Annotated in this window: 17 protein-coding genes; 2 read left to right on the top strand and 15 right to left on the bottom strand. The window is 28.8% G+C overall.

Annotation, left to right across the window (positions count from 1 at the left end):
- Nucleotides 1–72 precede the first annotated feature (72 nt).
- The 5 genes from CLOBL_RS09380 to CLOBL_RS09360 form a co-directional block, all read right to left on the bottom strand.
- Complete coding sequence (locus CLOBL_RS09380; RefSeq protein ID WP_077858777.1) at nt 73–738, bottom strand: hypothetical protein; 666 nt, start codon at nt 736–738, stop codon at nt 73–75.
- A 73-nt stretch (nt 739–811) separates the two neighbouring features.
- A complete protein-coding gene (locus CLOBL_RS09375; RefSeq protein ID WP_077858776.1) occupies nt 812–2,146 on the bottom strand; it encodes a VWA-like domain-containing protein in 1,335 nt (444 codons plus the stop codon).
- An 11-nt stretch (nt 2,147–2,157) separates the two neighbouring features.
- Complete coding sequence (locus tag CLOBL_RS09370; RefSeq protein ID WP_077858775.1) at nt 2,158–3,243, bottom strand: AAA family ATPase; 1,086 nt, start codon at nt 3,241–3,243, stop codon at nt 2,158–2,160.
- A 192-nt stretch (nt 3,244–3,435) separates the two neighbouring features.
- Complete coding sequence (locus CLOBL_RS09365; protein WP_077858774.1) at nt 3,436–4,215, bottom strand: hypothetical protein; 780 nt, start codon at nt 4,213–4,215, stop codon at nt 3,436–3,438.
- 213 nt (nt 4,216–4,428) lie between these two features.
- Nucleotides 4,429–5,220, bottom strand: a complete 792-nt coding sequence (locus CLOBL_RS09360; RefSeq protein ID WP_077858773.1) for a GTP pyrophosphokinase family protein — start codon at nt 5,218–5,220, stop codon at nt 4,429–4,431.
- 200 nt (nt 5,221–5,420) lie between these two features.
- On the opposite strand from CLOBL_RS09360, the gene CLOBL_RS09355 reads away from it, so the two are divergent.
- Together CLOBL_RS09355 and CLOBL_RS09350 are read left to right on the top strand one after the other, a co-directional pair.
- Nucleotides 5,421–6,101 carry a DUF2225 domain-containing protein gene (locus CLOBL_RS09355; RefSeq protein ID WP_009172685.1) on the top strand — a complete coding sequence of 227 codons (681 nt, stop codon included), beginning with the start codon at nt 5,421–5,423 and terminating at the stop codon, nt 6,099–6,101.
- Nucleotides 6,102–6,138: 37 nt separating this feature from the next.
- Nucleotides 6,139–7,086, top strand: a complete 948-nt coding sequence (locus CLOBL_RS09350; protein ID WP_077858772.1) for a methyl-accepting chemotaxis protein — start codon at nt 6,139–6,141, stop codon at nt 7,084–7,086.
- Between the two features lie 53 nt (nt 7,087–7,139).
- Here the strand turns inward: CLOBL_RS09350 and CLOBL_RS09345 are convergent, their stop codons facing one another.
- From CLOBL_RS09345 to CLOBL_RS09300, 10 genes are all read right to left on the bottom strand, one after another.
- A complete protein-coding gene (locus CLOBL_RS09345; protein ID WP_077858771.1) occupies nt 7,140–7,829 on the bottom strand; it encodes a metallophosphoesterase in 690 nt (229 codons plus the stop codon).
- A gap of 32 nt (nt 7,830–7,861) precedes the next feature.
- Nucleotides 7,862–8,119, bottom strand: coding sequence for an EscU/YscU/HrcU family type III secretion system export apparatus switch protein (locus tag CLOBL_RS09340; protein WP_009172688.1), 258 nt, complete (start codon nt 8,117–8,119; stop codon nt 7,862–7,864).
- 138 nt (nt 8,120–8,257) lie between these two features.
- Nucleotides 8,258–10,180 (bottom strand): flagellar hook-length control protein FliK, encoded by a 1,923-nt coding sequence (locus CLOBL_RS09335; protein ID WP_077858770.1) that lies wholly within the window; start codon nt 10,178–10,180, stop codon nt 8,258–8,260.
- Between the two features lie 227 nt (nt 10,181–10,407).
- Nucleotides 10,408–11,478, bottom strand: coding sequence for a butyrate kinase (gene buk, locus CLOBL_RS09330; RefSeq protein WP_077858769.1), 1,071 nt, complete (start codon nt 11,476–11,478; stop codon nt 10,408–10,410).
- A 141-nt stretch (nt 11,479–11,619) separates the two neighbouring features.
- Nucleotides 11,620–11,841 (bottom strand): small acid-soluble spore protein Tlp, encoded by a 222-nt coding sequence (tlp, locus tag CLOBL_RS09325; RefSeq protein ID WP_077858768.1) that lies wholly within the window; start codon nt 11,839–11,841, stop codon nt 11,620–11,622.
- 288 nt (nt 11,842–12,129) lie between these two features.
- On the bottom strand, nt 12,130–13,350 hold the full coding sequence (gene tyrS, locus CLOBL_RS09320; protein ID WP_077858767.1) for a tyrosine--tRNA ligase: 1,221 nt from the start codon (nt 13,348–13,350) through the stop codon (nt 12,130–12,132).
- A gap of 226 nt (nt 13,351–13,576) precedes the next feature.
- Nucleotides 13,577–14,728 (bottom strand): RNA-binding domain-containing protein, encoded by a 1,152-nt coding sequence (locus tag CLOBL_RS09315; protein WP_077858766.1) that lies wholly within the window; start codon nt 14,726–14,728, stop codon nt 13,577–13,579.
- A gap of 104 nt (nt 14,729–14,832) precedes the next feature.
- Nucleotides 14,833–15,918 (bottom strand): sensor domain-containing diguanylate cyclase, encoded by a 1,086-nt coding sequence (locus CLOBL_RS09310; RefSeq protein ID WP_077858765.1) that lies wholly within the window; start codon nt 15,916–15,918, stop codon nt 14,833–14,835.
- A gap of 209 nt (nt 15,919–16,127) precedes the next feature.
- Complete coding sequence (locus CLOBL_RS09305) at nt 16,128–16,676, bottom strand: ECF transporter S component (RefSeq protein WP_077858764.1); 549 nt, start codon at nt 16,674–16,676, stop codon at nt 16,128–16,130.
- 510 nt (nt 16,677–17,186) lie between these two features.
- Nucleotides 17,187–18,275: a glycosyltransferase family 4 protein gene (locus tag CLOBL_RS09300; protein ID WP_077858763.1), complete on the bottom strand. Its 1,089-nt coding sequence runs from the start codon at nt 18,273–18,275 to the stop codon at nt 17,187–17,189.
- Between the last annotated feature and the right edge of the window lie 9 nt (nt 18,276–18,284).

Raw genomic sequence — 18,284 nt, 5'->3', positions numbered from 1 at the left:
GAAAGCCCTTAATCAATTATGAGTTAAAAGTTATAAGTAATAACTCAAATTTTTGATTTCTTTATCTATAGGTTAGTCTGCAGTTTCTATTTTCCATTGTACACCAGCATAATCGTTGCTTATATTATATATTCCCTCTAACATATCTATCCAATAATATTTTTTCACAACCATCTTCTCTTTTTCTTCTCCTGTTGCTCCTTGTAATGTTTCATTACCAAACTCATTTAAATATTCATATATTCTCGAAGAGATTTCATTCATATATTCAAAATACTGTAAATCATCATCTTTCAATTCCATCTTTTTATTCTCATTCTTCATTTCTTTACTTAATGTAGAAAACATATATTCCTTCATTTTTGATTGTATATCATTTTCAACTATCTTATTTGCTTTTATGTTTTTTGAAAATATAGTAATTGAATCTTGTGAATATGATCTATATTGCTGCCATAATTCTATGGTATCACTTGACATAGCATCATAATTTTTGTAAAGCCTTAATAATTCTTCATTTTTTATGCTGCCCTCTTCAATACTTTTAGCTAAAACATCCATATTACTTTCGTTCCTCTGTTTAAAATCTTCAATCTCAATGTAAGATTGTTGTCCTAATTTAAACTTATAATTATTTAATTTGAATAATACATAAATATTACCTAATATACTTATTATAAGAAGCATAGATAATAGCATCACATAATCTGAACTTTTTATTTTTTTTATAAAAATCATCCCTCCTATGCTCTAATTTATTTTAACATATAAGCTTATGTTTGCATATTTAAAATTGAACATATATAAGTTTTTATCTCGCCCAATCATGTATAGCTTCATTGACCATTTTTAATCCAATACCAGCTTCTATTACTTCTTTTCTTTCTGTATTTATTCTTTTAATCTCTCCATATGGATTTTTTAAAGATAACTCTTCATTTCCAGATATAACCCATATTATCTTTTTATTAATGGGCTTTACTCTTAGCTCTTTTTCTCCTACCCCATCTGTAAAATATACCAACACAGAATTTTTCAAATTATTATCAATAATATATTTAAATACTGGAGTAAACTCAGTTGATCCATTATCCTTACTTCTCTTTTGTATATCTTTTTCATTTTTAATTATATATACATTCCTAATTTCATTATCACATTCAATAATTGTAACTTTATTTTTAGTATTTGAAGTTATTGATAATATCTCTATCAATATCTTGTGTATATCTTCTTCTTTCATACTTGCACTTATATCTATCGCAACAATAAGCTCTATTTGAGATTCAGGCAGTCTTCCTCTTAACTCTAATCTTTCAGGCTGTCTTCTATTCCTTCTCGTTATTGTTTTCTTATATCCTGATTTTACACTTGGCAGAATATTTTTAAGAACGCTCTGCCATGGTATTTCAGCCTTTTCCTTATAAGCTAAAATTATGTTTTCTAATCCCTTAGGTGTATTTTTAACATAAGCGCTTACTGCCGTCTTCTTAGTTAGATTTCTAATATCTTCATCACTTATCTGTATTTGCTCCCATAAATCATGTGCTTTTGACATATCAATATCATATTTTGAATTATCATCATCATTTATTTTACTTTCTTTTATTCTTGATTTAATAGCTTTATATATTTCTTCTGCATATTCCTCAATGCTTCTATTTTCCTCAAGTGAAAGATTATGTTCCATATTAATGCCATTAAGCTTTCTACTATACCCTGGCAGATCTTTTATGTATTGATTAATTGAAATATCTAATGCAATGCTAATTGCCTCTTTGCTAAACCTATTTTTCAATTTTCTTTCTCTCTCAAAGTGTGAATTCATTATATGATATATTTCATGTTTAAATAATGCAGCCATTTCTTTTTTGCTACAATTTAAAAATAAAAATGGATTGAAATTCATATTAAAACCATCTCTATTTGGAATAGTAGCTATTGGAACTGTCAAGTCTACATTTATATTTCTTCTTACTCTAAGCATAAATTGTCCAAAAAAAGCATCTTGGGTTTGTAATAGATATAAAATAACATCCTCAATTAATTCAAAGAAACTTCTTTTAAAATTATCGTTAGAATCAATCTTTTCTTCTAAATCATATGCTTCTTTTAAAAGCCACTGTCTTTTTTCTTCAAAATCCATACTTAGCCTCCTTATTTAAATATATCAAAAAATGCATCTATAAATGCTTCACTATTCAATAGTTTTTCATATATTCCGCCACTATAATCCCTTTTTATTTCTTTCATTATTCCTAGCCTTAAATCTCTAGGATATAAGTTCAATATCTCGGAAAATAGCCTTAAATTTTTTTCTAAAGAATAACCTTCTAAGAACTTTAATGAATTTTTAGCTAATATATAAAGCCTTGAATGATTTTCTTTCTTAACAGCCTCTCTTAATTCCGCACTTAAAATTTCATTGCTAAATATATCCTCTACCTTTATCAATGGGTTCTTTAAGTTTATTATAAAACTTCCAAAATCATTTCCTATATTTACTCCAACATTTCCCTTTACAACATTTAAAAATATATCTAGCGAATACTTTTCTTTATTTTTTAAGTAAACATTATATGCTCTAGATATCCTTTCCCAGCTTCTTGGAGTAGCTTTTATGTCTTCCTCAGAATCTGGTGTATGCAAGTATTCAGGAAAAGTAGATAAAAATTCTATAATATGTTCATTGATATTTCCTTCTTTGCTCATTCCCCAGTTGATCCATTCTTTAACGTCCGAATCAAGCCTCACCCATACAAATCTATCCTCTTGAGCTGGATCCATGTCCACAACATCATAGTTACTGTTATAATAACCATCATTTTTATTTGATGGATTCATTGCAGCTATCACTTTTACTTTATCATCTAGTACATATCCATTAATTTCTCTATTTAAAATCAAATTCATAAGTTCCTGAGCTACAGCATGATCACATCTATTTAGTTCATCTATGAATAAAATAACACTTTCATATTTATCTTCCTTTATAGCCTTTTCTATTTCAATTAATTTACTGTGTGTTGCATATGTTGTAACTTTATTTTCAACTATTGGTAATCCACCAATTTCCCCTTCCTTTAACAAATTAGCATCTATTGTTACCAGATAGTATTTATTATCTTTTGCAATATGCTTAACTAGCGAAGTTTTCCCTACTCCGCTTTCCCCTATGATTAAGGGTACATCATTTGATGCAATTATTAAATCTACAGTATTTAAACATTCCGAATAATTCAAAACTCTCACCTCTTTATCTCAAAATGACTCTTAGGCACAATCAAATAAATAACAAGTCCATTTGCCAGCCTATTTTCCATCATCCTACGGCAGCAAATTGACCTAATAGGGCTACTATGAGGGCAATTTGCTTTCTTGCCTGATGAAAAATATCCATGTCAGCTTTGGACTTGTTATTTATTTTCATGTGCCTTACAATGCTAATTTATAATCTATTAATAGCTTTTTAGCATTTTTACTTCCAAACTCGTCAACAAATCCGATTTTATCCATCTCCAGAATCTCTAATTCTAAAAAATCCTCAATATATTTCTTTTCAATATTGTCATCTTCAATTTTTTCTTTAAGAACCTCAATTACTAAATTTACATCAATACTTTCATAAATATACTTAACTACATTTATATTCTCATGAATGAATAACTTTATCTCATCTAAATCATAATTAGCTATATAATTTATAGCCTCTCCATTTAATGATATAGCTTTTATTTTAGCATCTTTAGTAGGATTTTTTATGAATCTAATTGCAACATAATAATTATCTATAGCTGCAAGTTGAATTTTTTCTGAAGGATTATCTATATACTTAATCGCATCATAATCTTTACTTACCGCTAAAAGCTGTAAATCTTCGCTAGGATTTTCTACATATTGAATCGCCCAGCCTTTTGTTTTAATAGCTTCTTCAATTATCTTATCACTTGGATGATTAATGTACTCCAAAGAATTCCATAGACTTTTAACGCACATTATCCCAACTTCTTCATCTACATTTTTAATATATTTTATGCTTAAAGGAGCATTCATAATGGCTTGTTTTTGGACTTCCCTACTAGGACTCTTTATATATTTAATATTACTACCATTATGTTTAACTATAAATAACATTAAATCTTCATCTACATCAGATAATTCTTGAATGTATTTCGGATTACTTTTTAACTTTGATAATAATTGTTCTCTATCCATCTTCTCTCTCCTTTACATTATTCATACTTGATTCTTATCTTCACTTTTATCACATTTAATGTTATAAACAAAAATAGAGGCTATGAATTTAAATGATACTGCCATAGAATTTATTACCTAGATACTTTTTCTGGTAAAATTTTAAATCTTATAATTAGCAGCACAAACAAATGTATAACCCTTCTCTATTATTGGACCATATACGAAATCTTTCTAATCTTTATATTTTTCAATTTCTCTTTTAACAGAAAAAAGTAAACTGTTCAATTCCCAAACCTCTCCATCTTCTATCAACTTGTTTAATGTTTTTTGATATCTGGCTGCCTCTACTTCTTTACCTAAAGTTATTAATGTCAATAACGAATTCATTATATTAGAAATTAAGTGTGATTTCACTTCAAATAACTTTTGAGCATCCTTAATTTCATCTTTAATTTCTAACATTTCTTCATCTAGTCTAAATGCGGCGTCTGCAGATCTCTTGAGCTTTTCTTTAAGCTGTTCTGGTATATGTTGTTTATATTTATAATTAAGAGAATGCTCAATTGTTGCCCAAAAGTTCATTGCTAGAGTTCTTATTTGAAACTCTGCCAAAATCTCAACTAATCCTTCTGCCATATTTACTGGATATTTTATTATCATATGATAACTTCTATAGCCGCTTTCCTTAACATTTCTTACATAATCTTTTTCATAAAGAATCTGCATATCCTTACGCCTTCGTAATATTTCAACAACAGTATCTATATCATCAACGAATTGACACATTATTCGTATTCCTGCAATATCCTCTAGTTCATATCTAACTCTGTCTATTGGTATTTCAAATTTATTAGTTTTCTCTAATATACTTGATACTTCCTTTACTCTACCAGTTACAAATTCTATAGGTGAATATTCATTTCTTTTTCTATACTCTTTTCTTATTGATTTTAATTTAACCTTCAATTCATCTACTGCTTGCTCATAAGGCGTTAAAAAAACCTTCCAATCGCTTATTGCCATTAATACCACCCTTTAATTACATCATTTCTCAATATTGTCCTTATCTATTATATCAAAATCTTTAAATTAAGTATAATCAATAATAATAATTAATAAACTATTTTGAAAATTTTTATAATCTATATTCTTCAAATTATGATATAATTTATGTAGAATATTAATTTTTTTAAAGTAATGTACTTTTAATGAGGTGACTAAAAATGAATGATACTGACATATTAAACCACTTATTTGACAAACAAATACTTTGTCCTGTTTGTAATTCACATTTCAAGACAAAAACTGTTAAATCTAAGTCACCGCGAGTTATTTCCAAAGATTCAGATTTTTTTGTACGATATCTAGCAGTAAATCCATATTTTTATGATGTTATTATCTGTAATTCTTGCGGTTATGCTGCAATGCGGTCAGATTTTGAAAAGCTCAAATCCCACAAAAAGGAGCTTGTTTTAAGCAATGTAACTCCGAAATGGAAGCCAAGAGAATACCCTGATATTTTAGATGAGAAATTAGCAATTGAACGTTTCAAATTAGCTTTACTAAATTCAGTGCTCATCAATCTTCCTGATAGCACTAAAGCTATGATTTCACTGAAAATTGCTTGGATGTATAGATTGTTAAATGATGTAGACTTAGAAAAAGTTTTTCTTAGACAAGCTCTTGAAGGCTTTAATAATGCTTATATACATGAGCTTTTTCCTATATATGGACTACAAAGAGATTCTCTAATGTATTTACTTGGTGAATTAAATCGAAAATTAGGAAATGACCATGATGCACTATTGTGGTTTTCAAAAACTATCGTAAGCGTAAATTCTTCATCTAGAGTTAAAGATATGGCTCGTACTGGTAAGGATTTAATTAAAGCTACAGATCTTTAAAAAAGTATTTTTAATTTATTAACAGGGGGACTAGACTATGGGATTTTTTAAAAATAACACTTCAACAAATTTAGATGTTAACCTTACACAACCTTCTAAAAATCAAGATAGCAATGTTAATACAAATCAGAGAGATCTAAGCAATGAAATTAGTAGCCTGAAGAATAAAACTGACCAAGTAGATTCTTCTATTAAAAGCATTATTTCTTCTGCTTCTTCATTAGTATCTTATACTGAGTCCCAAAATAAAGAACTTAAGAATGCTAAAGACATGCTTTCTAACTTTAGATCAAATATGGAGGATTTAGCAATTAATATTACTAATGTTCATATTAAAGTATTAGATACTGATAAACTGGCTGATACAGGTTTAAATTCTATTAATAACTTAGATTCATCATTGGCTGATTTAGAAGATGCCTTTACAGTATCAACTTCAACAGTAAACGCTTTAGTATCAAAATTAGAATCTGTAAACAGTATTACTGACTCAATAAGTCAAATAGCAGCTCAAACTAATCTCTTATCTCTAAACGCAGCTATAGAAGCAGCCAGAGCTGGTGAAGCTGGAAAAGGATTTTCTGTGGTTGCAGGAGAAGTTAGAAAGTTAGCTGAAAATTCAAAACTTGCTGTTCAAAGTATAACAAGTATATTAGAAGAAATTAAAGTAGATATTTTAAAAGCATCCAGTGCAATGAATTCTGGTAATTCAGCTTTAAGCACTCAACATAATTCCCTAGAAGGAGCTAAAAATAGTTTTTCCGATATAAAAACTTCTATTGATGATGCTACTCAAGAAATTACTACTTGTATAGAAAACTTAACTACTGCTTCCGAAGATAAGGATAATGTAATCTCTTTAGTAGATAATATTAGCACGGTCTTTGAAGAGCATGAAAGCTTATCAAAAGAAATTGCTTCAGATCTTCATAGTCAAGATAATTCTTTAAAAGAAATCAGTAACTCACTCGGAAAATTATTCTAAATATAAAAAAGAACTTCAATGAATTTAATTGAAGTTCTTTTTTTGTATTTATTTTAAAGTATTCTTTTCGGATTAAAATCGAGATAATCTGCTGAAGTTAATATATATTCAACCCCATCTAAATATCCATCTAGCACTTTCCCTGATAATACAGGTCCATGTAAATGCCCATATATGACTTTTTGTACACTATATTCTTTTATTATCTTCGTAAATTCAGATTCCTCAAACTTTTCATTTGTAGGAGGATAATGAAGCATAACTATAATTTTTTCGAATTTATTACGTTTAGCTTCCTCAAGAGAAAGTTTTAATCTTATTTGCTCTCTCTTATATATCTTTTCATCTTTATCAGTGTATTTATCTCCACTAGGGCATACCCATCCTCTAGTCCCACATATTGCATAATCCTCATAAAAGTAAAAATTATTTTGAATAAACTTAGTATTTTCATACATTTTATTTAACTTAGAAATACTTCCCCACCAATAATCATGATTACCTTTGCTAATAATCTTTTTACCTGGCAGTTCATTAATCCAATCTAAATCATATTTACTGTCCTGTTCCTTTAATGACCAGGATATATCTCCAGCTATAAGCACCATATCTTCTCCAGTTATCTTATTAAGCCAATTTTTTTTTATTTTGTCACAATGATCTTTCCACCTATCACCAAAGACATCCATTGGCTTTTCAACATTAAAGCCTAAATGCAAATCTGAAATAGTATAAAGTGCCATTTATTTATCACCTTTCTGTCATCCTTATATGTTTATCTTTTCTTATCTAAATCAGTAATAAAAGCTATTACATGCGCTACAGCCTCATATAGCTCAGTAGGAATTTCATCTCCAACATCTACATTACATAATAAATCCGTTAATTCTTTATTGTACACTATTGGTACTTCATTTTCTGAAGCCTTCTCTATTATTTTATCTGCTATATATCCCATTCCAGCTGCTGTAACTATTGGAGCATCGCTATTAAATTCATATTTTAATGCTGCTGCTTTTTTCCTTTGATTCATTTCTTCGTACACTCCCTTCTCTCCAGTTAGCTGAAATATGAACTAAACTTAGAACTTATCTTTTTTTATAACTTAAATCAGTAACAAGTTACAAATTAAAACTTGCACGTAATAAATAAATTTTTTAATTTATTTATATTATACCTTAATATCAATAGTAGATATAGTTAAATCATTAAAGAAATTTCTGCAATTTACTATATCCACAGGTTTATCTTTAACCGATACATTTATATTTACAAATAATCCAAGTGTTGACAAACCTTCTGCTAATTTTGATTTATTCTTATTTATAATGGACGTATAATCACTTTCACATTTTAAATTTACATCAATTCTATTATCTCTCATGGTCAAATAACCATCAATATCCCCTAACTTAGCGGTTTTTACACTAATGATCATTTTAGCATTAGTTTTATCTATCTTTTTCCCATCTTTTCTATTATCCTTTATTATCAATTTACAAGGATATTCCTTAGAATTAGCAGTTACAGGAACATTTAAATAATAATACTCATTACTCATAGAATTAAACACTTTGATGTCACTAATATTGTTTTTTATCAAATTCATTATCTTTTCGTAACTATCTCCTTTTATTTCTGTTTGAGTTATTATATTCTTAACTATATCTCTTATATTGTTGATTTTATCTTTCATTTCACCTTTTATTGATTCTTTGATATCTAATCCACTTCTTAAAAATATATCTTCCGCATCCGCTTTTCCAATATTTATTTTATTGGAGATTGTATCCTTAACCGCATTATCTGATGCTTCCTTAGGCTGTATACTATCATTATTAACATCCATAAATGGATTTTCTTTAACGACTTCTTCTCCTTTAGACTTACTATTTAATAGCTCGCTAAATGCCTTGAATTCGCTGTCTGTAAGCTTAACTTCCCTTCCTTCCATGTTACTTAATAATTCTTCTAACTTTATCTTATTTGCTGATTCAACAAGGCGATCTGCTTGAGTTTTAGAAGCATTATTAGTTGCCAAATCATCCCCAACAGTATCTTTTATTATTTTAACAATATCTGGATTATCTAATTTTTCCAATATTGATTCAGGAAGATTCGTTTTTTCCATACTCGAACTGCCACTTTCCTGTCCAGCACTTTTTTGTATCATACTAAGTTCACTATCTTCACTTCCAGCCAAAGTTTTCAATACATCCAATATATTGATTTTCTTAGATAGCGGATCATTTTCATTATAAGCCTTGGATAAGAGTGCTGTAGTTTTATCTGAGGAATTCCTATTTAATTCTAGTTCCTTATTTATCATTTTTTCATCAATGGAGACTTGAGAAGCATTGTTATCTTGAGCACTTTTCGCATTCCCATCAGAATTTAACGAATCACTTATCTTCATGATAATCTCTTCAATTGAAGAATTTCCTTTAAATAATTTATTAAAACTTTTTATACTTTCTTCAGAGAAGTCTAGCTTATTTTCTATAAATGCAAGTATATCATCTGAATTTATATTTTTATATTCATTTAAGAACTTAGTCAATAACTCTTTAATAGCTTGACCTTCTGAACTATCAGAAGATAGCCCTTTACTTTGTATATATGTCTGAATAAATGCATCTAACTCTTTAGGATTAGCACTTATTCTCTCATTAAATTGAATTAATCCCTTAATTTCATTAATATTCTCTCTAGTTAATGGGATATTATGCTTAACCATATTTTTTAATATATCAATATCTTCTTTTGATAGTCCTTCTTTATCTATAACATCCTGAAAATTTTCATCTTCATTTGTTCCTTCGTTTGTTGAATCTTGTACCAATTTTAATTTTAATTTTCCATTTTGAAATCCATCTACTTGAAATTTAATTAGTTTAAGGTCGTCTAAATCAACATTACCATCAAGTTCTGCAATAAACTGCCATCCATCTGCAAGCTTTACTGTAACATCCTTTCCATTTCCTTTTTCAACTACTCGTCCTGTAAAACGCTCTCCAACTTCAAAGGTTAACTTACTAGAAACTTTTTTTGTGTTTGTATTATATCCATTATTTACATTCCAAACTCCTGGCATATTATTTCTCCCCCACTAATTCACTACTTCTATAATATACTTATCGTATAAATGATATATAAATTGAGTTATATAAAAGAAATTTAAGAGTCTAATTTAGCTAGTTTACAAGGAGAAGCTCATAGGCTTTCCATTTGTAACTAGTTACTACTTTGTTTGTTATCTTGACTTATAAAAAATATTAATTCTAAGTTATAAGTCTATTTCATAAGTAGGATATATATACCCTACTTATATTCTTTACCTTCTTCTTCTCCATTTAACACTCTAATTACTCCTTGGGCTAATGCAAGCATTTCATCTTCACCTGGATAAACTACTATAGGAGCTATAAAGTCTACCTTTTCCTTTATAAGATCTACCATTGGTTTTCCATAAGCCATTCCTCCTGTTAAAATTATAGCATCTACCTTTCCATTAAGGACTGTTGCTGCTGCTCCTATATCCTTTGCAACCTGATATCCCATGGCATCATGAACAAGCTTTGCTTTAGGTTCACCTTCTAAAGCAGCTTTTTCTACAACTCTTGCATCATTTGTATTAAGATAAGCTACAAAACCGCCCTTTCCTGTAATTTTCTTTAGGAGCTCTTCTAATGTATACTTTCCGCTAAAGCACAATCTAACTAAATCACCTGCTGGAACGCCACCACTTCTTTCTGGCGAAAAAGCCCCCTCTCCGTCAAGAGCATTATTAACATCAACTATCTTTCCATTTTTATGTGCCCCTACAGAAACTCCCCCTCCCATATGAGCTACTATGACATTGATATCTTCGTAATTTTTAGAATTTTCTCTTGCATATTTCTTAGCCACAGCCTTTTGATTTAAAGCATGAAAAATGCTTTTTCTAGGCAATTCCGGAATACCTGATAATCTTGCTATCTCTTCCATTTCATCCACAACCACAGGATCTACTATGTAGGCTGGTTTCCCGATAGAATCAGCAATTTCTCTTGCTATTATAGCACCAAGATTAGATGCATGCTCCCCTTGCACACTGTTTTTTAAATCTTGTAACATTTTATCATTTACATTATATGTTCCGCTAAGTATAGGCTTTAAAAGCCCACCTCTTCCAACTATTGCATCTAATTCTTTTATGTCCATATCAGTATCTTTTAATATTTTTAATATAATTTCTGTTCGAAAATCTTTTTGCTCTAATATATGTTTGTACTTACCTATTTCTTCTGAAGAATGTCTTATGGTCTCTCCAAATATTTCTTTTTCATCTTCATAAACAGATATTTTAGTTGATGTAGAGCCTGGATTTATTATTAATAATTTATAACTCATTTTTACCTCCATATCATATATTTTCATTTTTAATATTCCCATATTATTGAAATATTAAACTTTATCTAAAAAATAAAAAGCATCACTCTCCTGTGATACTTTCTATTTTGTTAAATGCTAATAATAATTCTAAATAATCTTTTATCTATTCTCCCTATCCAGTGCTTCTTCTCTAATCTCTTTTCTCATAGCACAAAGAGCTTCTTCTCTTCTTTCATTTTTTTCTTTTAACGTTTGCTTCATGTTTGGGTCATCTGTTTTTGCAATCATTTCATCTGCAAGCTCGCAATTTAAGATAGTTTTATCAATATTATATTGGATTCTTTCTACATTATCCGTTCTATCATCTGGTTTACTTTTCATAATTGCATCACTTCCTTTTTACTTAGTATATTGTTCTAAAGGTAAGGTTTCTACGTAACCACCTTTCCTTTGTATTATGTGCATTGAAATAACTTATTATGTGCAATCATTTTTCTGATCTAATGCTTGATAAATGGGAAAGTTTTATTAAGAATAAGCGAATTTAATACACCTATATCTTTTCGGTATGAAAACAAAGATAGTTGTTCAAAAAATCTTTTTAATAAAAATAAGCTATATATACTAGAAAATATATTACTAGTATACATAGCTTTAAAATTGACTTTATTACTTCACTTCTATTTTATTGTAATTTTTCTTTCCTCTTTTAATTAAAGCTGCACCATCTTTAAAATCTTCTTCATTTAAAGTTCTAGTTACGTCTTCAACCTTAACTCCATTGATAGATAGTCCACCTTGTTCAATTAATCTTCTGCCTTCCTTTTTAGATGGAACAATTTTAGTACTTGCCATAATGTCTAAAATTTGTAATCCAATTTCCTCTTTTGTTATTGTCACAGTTGGTACATTTGACATATCAGCTCCACCTGCAAATAAGGCAGCAGCAGCTTCTTCTGCTTTTTTAGCTTCTTCTTCACCATGAACAAGCTTAGTTATTTCGTATGCAAGTACTTTCTTAGCTGTATTTATTTCAGCACCTTCTAAGCTTCCAAGCCTTCTTACTTCATCCATTGGTACAAAAGTTAATAAAGCTAAGCATTTTTCAACATCTGCATCATCTACATTTCTCCAATATTGATAGAAATCATATGGAGAAGTTTTTTCTGGATCAAGCCATAATGCTCCACCAACAGTTTTACCCATCTTTTGTCCTTGACTGTTAGTTAATAAAGTACAAGTCATAGCCATAGCTTCACCTTGTGCTTTTCTTCTTACAAGTTCGACTCCAGCTATCATGTTAGACCATTGGTCATCTCCTCCAAGCTGCATTTTACAATTATACTTTTGATTTAATTCGTAAAAATCATATCCCTGCATTAACATATAATTAAACTCTAAGAAGGATAATCCTTTTTCTAATCTTTGTTTAAAACATTCTGCTGTTAACATTCTATTTACCGAGAAGTGAACTCCAACTTCTCTTAAAAAATCAACATAATTAAGATTTAATAACCAATCTGCATTATTTGCGAGTATTGCCTTACCATCAGAAAAATCTATAAATCTTTCCATTTGCTTTTTAATACATTCAACATTATGCTGAATATCATCCTTTGTAAGCATTTTTCTCATATCAGTCTTACCACTTGGATCTCCAACCATAGCTGTTCCACCACCAATTAAAGCTATTGGCCTGTGCCCTGCTCTTTGCATATGTGCCATGAACATCATCGCTATAAAATGTCCTACATGTAGACTATCTGCTGTTGGATCAAAACCTATATAAAAAGTTACTTTCTCATTTTCTAATAACTTTCTTGTTTCTTCTTCATGCGTAAATTGTTTTATGTATCCTCTTTCTAATAGCTCATCTAATACGTTTGCCATTATAACAGTACCTCCTAAAAATCTTCTTATTTAAAATTAAATTAAGCTTTGACCGTAAAATCAATTTTTAATTTAATAACACCACATTGTTTAAATCACTTATTATAGTATATCCTCAACCTTCAAATTTGGCAACAATTCATAATTCTCAAATTTTCGTTTGTTATCTATACAATAGCTTAATGTAACAATATAGCTTATAGAAATAAGAACTGAAGGAACACTACTAAGCTTTAATTGATAAAACTCCTGGTAATATAACCTTAAAGCTATGCTCCGCTCTGGAACTTATAAATTTGACTTTTCCTTTTCCTTTAAATGCATTTTTTATAATTTTAAATCCGTTTCCATTATTTAAAAATCTCTTTTTTTCATCTAACGTTATTAATTTTTCATAGAGCCAAATGTTTCTTTTATTGTAGCTAGTCCTCTGGCCCTTAATATTTTCTCCAATAAATTCACCTGGGCTTGAAATTATAATTTTATTTTTGTCTATAACTATTTCTATTATTTTATTTAAGTCAAAATATTCCCTATATAATACAGCATTTTTCATAGCTTCAACTATTGCTTGTATAGGATATGTCTTAGGTATGATCTTATTGATCTCCTCTTCTGCTTTATCAATCATTGATAAAAGACTCCCTTGAATTATCTGTGCCTCTCCATTTGCACTATATTTATTAATAATTTTTATCATATTGTTAGGAATATATAAGTAGTTTTTATCAGAAAATACAAGAAGTCCTCCATATGTACATATAAGTGGTGAAGCTTCCTTCTTTTCATAAACGATTCCTGCACTTAGCAATAAATACTTTCTATTTTCATCATTAACTTCTATTCCTTTTTTATTAAAATAACTATCGACCAATTTCATGTTAAGCATATCAGTATTGCTTTTAATTAACGGGCAAGTTTCAATTGTTAAACTTAAGTTTTCTTCAAATAAAGCTATTAATTCCTGCTTTCTCATCACATCTGTTGTGGATCCTCTCCTAATATAGAAAGCACCATTTTCTCTAACCTGATATGGTTTCTGACCTCCATCATATATTGATATTACACCTATTTTTTTATTCTTAATATCAATAAAATCTACTTCTATTGGAATTGGAGGTTCGCACCTTGATGTCACTATTTGTTGTATTTGTTCTTCTTGAAATATATCATCATCTTGAAGTCCTATAACTTTTTTAGTTTTATCCTCTATTCCAACAATTATATACCCTCTTCCACCACTTGAATTCGCTATGGCACATATATCCTTAGTTAATTCTTTCTTTCCCGTTTCATAATTAAGTTCTAATCTTAACTTAAAATCTAATTTTGTTCCTTCTTCTCTCGCTATCAGAGATAGTAATTTTTTACTATCCATAATTCACTCCTCCTTATAATTCATATAAGTTTGATTTCAAAGTTGAATATCTATAAAGAACAAAAAAGCACCCTTATTTTAAATAAGCTTGCTTTATAATAATATTATTGCATTTTTAATATATGCCCACTCATAAATTTATTTTTCCCACTCGCTTTAGCTTTATATAATAAATCATCAGCCTTGCTAATAAGTTCATTTAAATCTGTTCCATTCAAAGGGAAGAATGAAACTCCAAAACTAGCTGTAACAGACTTACATTTATCATTAAAAGTCACTTTTTCTTTTTCAAGATTCTGTCTTATTGCTTCAATTTTTTCACAAACTTTGTCCTCATTCTCGTAACCTGAAATATATAAAATAAATTCTTCTCCACCATATCTAGCTAAAATATCGCCTTCATCTATACCGTTTTTTATAATGCTAACAGTACTTATTAATATTTTATCCCCAAATTGATGCCCATAAGTATCATTTATCTTTTTAAAATCATCTATATCTATCATTATTATTGCAAACTTATCTTTTGCTTTTCCACTCTCATTCTTTTCAAGATATTCAAAAAAATATTTTCTGTTGTATATTCCAAGTAGAGGATCTCTTTGATTTAACTTCTCCAATTCCTTATATAATAATGAGTTTTCTATTGCTATTGCAATCTGATTTGAGATTGATCTAAGAAAGAGCTTTAATTCAATAGTCATAAATTTGTAAAGATTATGCTCCACAATTATGTATCCTATAAATTTCTCTCTTACTTTAATTGGTGCTCCCATACTTGAGTGTATATCTACTTTATGCTCTCCTGTTTGCTTTAATGGCTTTTCAGAATTTATTAAAAATTCTTCTCCCTTATTTACATATATGTATTCTTTAGACGTTAGATTTATATTCATATTCTCGATATTACTAGCTTTTACAATCAGCTCGTCATTTTCCATTAAGAATATAGTTGAATATGTAACGCCTAATATCCCAAGTATCATATCATTAATCATTGATATTAAGTTATCACTGCTGAAGTAAGTATTTATGTATTTACTTACTTCTATTATATTTGATAAAGAATCTATGCTTTTTTCTAGCCTTACATTTTTTTGGCTCAGTTCTTGTATACGCTGTTCAGAAAATTTTTGGTAAGTTTCATATTCCATTTTTAAAGAATTATATAGCTCTTCATAATTCTGCATTTATTCTCACCATCCCTTAACCATAAATTCTTTATGATAAATAACTCATTCTCATACTTATCTTAATTATACTACATTTAATATGATAATTGAACATATAGATAAACAAATCAAAAACATTGCTTGCAAGTTACACATCTAGTTTATATTTTATATATCTATATAGAATGCTTATTGGTGATTTATATAAACACAATTTAAAAATTGATCTAATTTGCGACTGAAATATCCTTTGCTTTTATTACTACTGCTCCTAAAGCTAAAGCAATTACAATTCCAGTAGTAACTTGAATTATATTCCCAATTATATCTTTAGATGAATAGATTAAGCCTTGAAAAAGTCCTACTTTGTCTGTTAGAAAACCAGCTATTACTATTCCGGCAGCAAAATACCCAATAACCATAAAAATTCCGCCAGCTACAAAGGCTATAATATGCTTTGTAAAATACCTCTGTTCACTCATTTTTTCTAAAATGCTTCCTGCTATATATGCCATTATTCCCTTAATTAAAAATGTAAATGGTGCCCATAAGTAATATCCTGCAAGTGCATCTACAAGAAACATTCCTAGTGCACTTGCTGCTGCTCCTCTTTTTTTACCTAATATGACCACTGATAAAAATACCATACAGTCTCCCATCTGTACAAACCCACCAAATGTAGGAATCTTTATTATACTTCCAGCTATCCAGACTAAAGCAATCATTAGTGCTGTTAACACCATATCTTTAGTATTTAGTATTCTATTATTTCCCATGAAATCTTCCTCCATACAATCTTCATTTAATATAAAAACTATTTTCTTTGATATTTTATTAATATTATATTTGCATTATTTCAATGTTTCAAATGTATGGATACATTTCAGTTTATATTTTATGAATTTCATTTGTAATATAGGATACAATAACATTGCAGAATTAATTTTTACAAGGAGATAAAATAATGAGAATTATACAATGGTTGTTAGGTATGTTTATGTTTTTATTCATTTGTACGATGTTCATACAATTTGGCAATTCAATATTAAGTACATTATTACTCATTTCGTTAGCCACTCTTGGCATAAAATTTTTACTTGAGCAGAATATCAGACATTATTAATCTGAAAGATTTTCTATTTATATTACATAAAATATTATCTGAAGCTTATTTTTAAATTTATAAATAAATCCTAAAATGTAGCAATACATTTTAGGATTTATTTACTTCGATATATAGTTAGGCACAATCAAAAAAATAACAAGCCCATGTGCCTTAAATATGCTTAAACACCTTTAATTATATTTTTATAAATTTCATCAACATGTTTGAAATTATCTTCGATATTATAGTTTTCTTCTACGAACTTCCTTGCACTCTTTCCCATGCTCTTCATAAGTTCTTTATTTCTAACTAGCATTTCAATTTTATCAGCTAAATCTTCTACAGATTTTTTCTTAGCTACCAAGCTTGTTACATTAGGCTTTGTTGATTCCATTAGTCCACCAACATCTGTTACGACAACTGGTGTACCACACGCTTCTGCTTCAACTGCTGCAACGCCAAAGCTTTCACTATCTAATGTCGAAGGGAAAACTGCCAAGTCAAAATTTTGAAATTCCTTAATTACATCATTAGGCTTTACAAAACCTAAAAAGCTAACATCTTCAGTTACATTAAGTTCTTTTGATAATTCTTTTAAATACCCCTCTTGACTTCCTTTTCCACCAATTCTAAGCTTTAGATTTAAATCTTTATTTCTATCTTTTACTTCCTTAAAGGCTTTAATCAAGTATTGTATTCCATACTTCTCCTCTAAGGTTTTAATAGTTCCAATCACAAGCTCCTCTTTTTCAGTTTTATTTGGAATAAATTTATTAATATCTACACCAAAAGGAGTCACTTCTATGGGTTTATTAGTATATTTTTGAGTTTCTATTTTCATAACATTGCTAGTTGATAAAATATAATCTGCTTTTTTCAGGTTATGTTTTATTATAAATTTATGTATAGGTGATTTAATCGGGAAATCATATATATCAGCTCCCCATACTGAAATAATATATGGGTGATATTTTGCTATAGCTCCCAATAATCCATAACTGCTGGCATAATGAGCATGTAATATATCAGGATTGATTTCTTTAATTAAAGCCCTGACTCTCTTTATCTTTTTCAAATATTCTAATAATTTATTCTTATCTGAAGATCTTTTCATAACGTTATCCTGCACATCTAATGAATGAACTGTTACTCCTTCATACTCACCTTTTCCAAGGGATATAACATGAATGTCATACCCCTTGTGTATAAAATAATTTAACCATTTATGAGTGTGTGCACTATTAATATCTGCTAAATAGCATATTTTCATAAAATTTAG

This window comes from Clostridium sp. BL-8, from assembly GCF_002006495.1.
GTDB lineage: Bacteria > Bacillota > Clostridia > Clostridiales > Clostridiaceae > Clostridium.
Note: the sequence above shows the minus strand (reverse complement) of the source record. Positions and strands in the feature narration are given on the sequence as shown.

Excerpts from the sequence above, each read along its gene's own strand:
- CLOBL_RS09340 (WP_009172688.1), bottom strand. The coding sequence starts at position 8,119 with ATGAATCAAAGGAAAAAAGCAGCAGCATTAAAATATGAATTTAATAGC.
- CLOBL_RS09350 (WP_077858772.1), top strand. The coding sequence starts at position 6,139 with ATGGGATTTTTTAAAAATAACACTTCAACAAATTTAGATGTTAACCTT.
- tyrS (WP_077858767.1), bottom strand. The coding sequence starts at position 13,350 with ATGGCAAACGTATTAGATGAGCTATTAGAAAGAGGATACATAAAACAA.
- CLOBL_RS09365 (WP_077858774.1), bottom strand. The coding sequence starts at position 4,215 with ATGGATAGAGAACAATTATTATCAAAGTTAAAAAGTAATCCGAAATAC.
- tlp (WP_077858768.1), bottom strand. The coding sequence starts at position 11,841 with ATGAAAAGTAAACCAGATGATAGAACGGATAATGTAGAAAGAATCCAA.
- CLOBL_RS09375 (WP_077858776.1), bottom strand. The coding sequence starts at position 2,146 with ATGGATTTTGAAGAAAAAAGACAGTGGCTTTTAAAAGAAGCATATGAT.
- CLOBL_RS09380 (WP_077858777.1), bottom strand. The coding sequence starts at position 738 with ATGATTTTTATAAAAAAAATAAAAAGTTCAGATTATGTGATGCTATTA.
- CLOBL_RS09315 (WP_077858766.1), bottom strand. The coding sequence starts at position 14,728 with ATGGATAGTAAAAAATTACTATCTCTGATAGCGAGAGAAGAAGGAACA.
- CLOBL_RS09355 (WP_009172685.1), top strand. The coding sequence starts at position 5,421 with ATGAATGATACTGACATATTAAACCACTTATTTGACAAACAAATACTT.
- CLOBL_RS09305 (WP_077858764.1), bottom strand. The coding sequence starts at position 16,676 with ATGGGAAATAATAGAATACTAAATACTAAAGATATGGTGTTAACAGCA.
- buk (WP_077858769.1), bottom strand. The coding sequence starts at position 11,478 with ATGAGTTATAAATTATTAATAATAAATCCAGGCTCTACATCAACTAAA.
- CLOBL_RS09310 (WP_077858765.1), bottom strand. The coding sequence starts at position 15,918 with ATGCAGAATTATGAAGAGCTATATAATTCTTTAAAAATGGAATATGAA.
- CLOBL_RS09345 (WP_077858771.1), bottom strand. The coding sequence starts at position 7,829 with ATGGCACTTTATACTATTTCAGATTTGCATTTAGGCTTTAATGTTGAA.
- CLOBL_RS09335 (WP_077858770.1), bottom strand. The coding sequence starts at position 10,180 with ATGCCAGGAGTTTGGAATGTAAATAATGGATATAATACAAACACAAAA.
- CLOBL_RS09360 (WP_077858773.1), bottom strand. The coding sequence starts at position 5,220 with ATGGCAATAAGCGATTGGAAGGTTTTTTTAACGCCTTATGAGCAAGCA.
- CLOBL_RS09300 (WP_077858763.1), bottom strand. The coding sequence starts at position 18,275 with ATGAAAATATGCTATTTAGCAGATATTAATAGTGCACACACTCATAAA.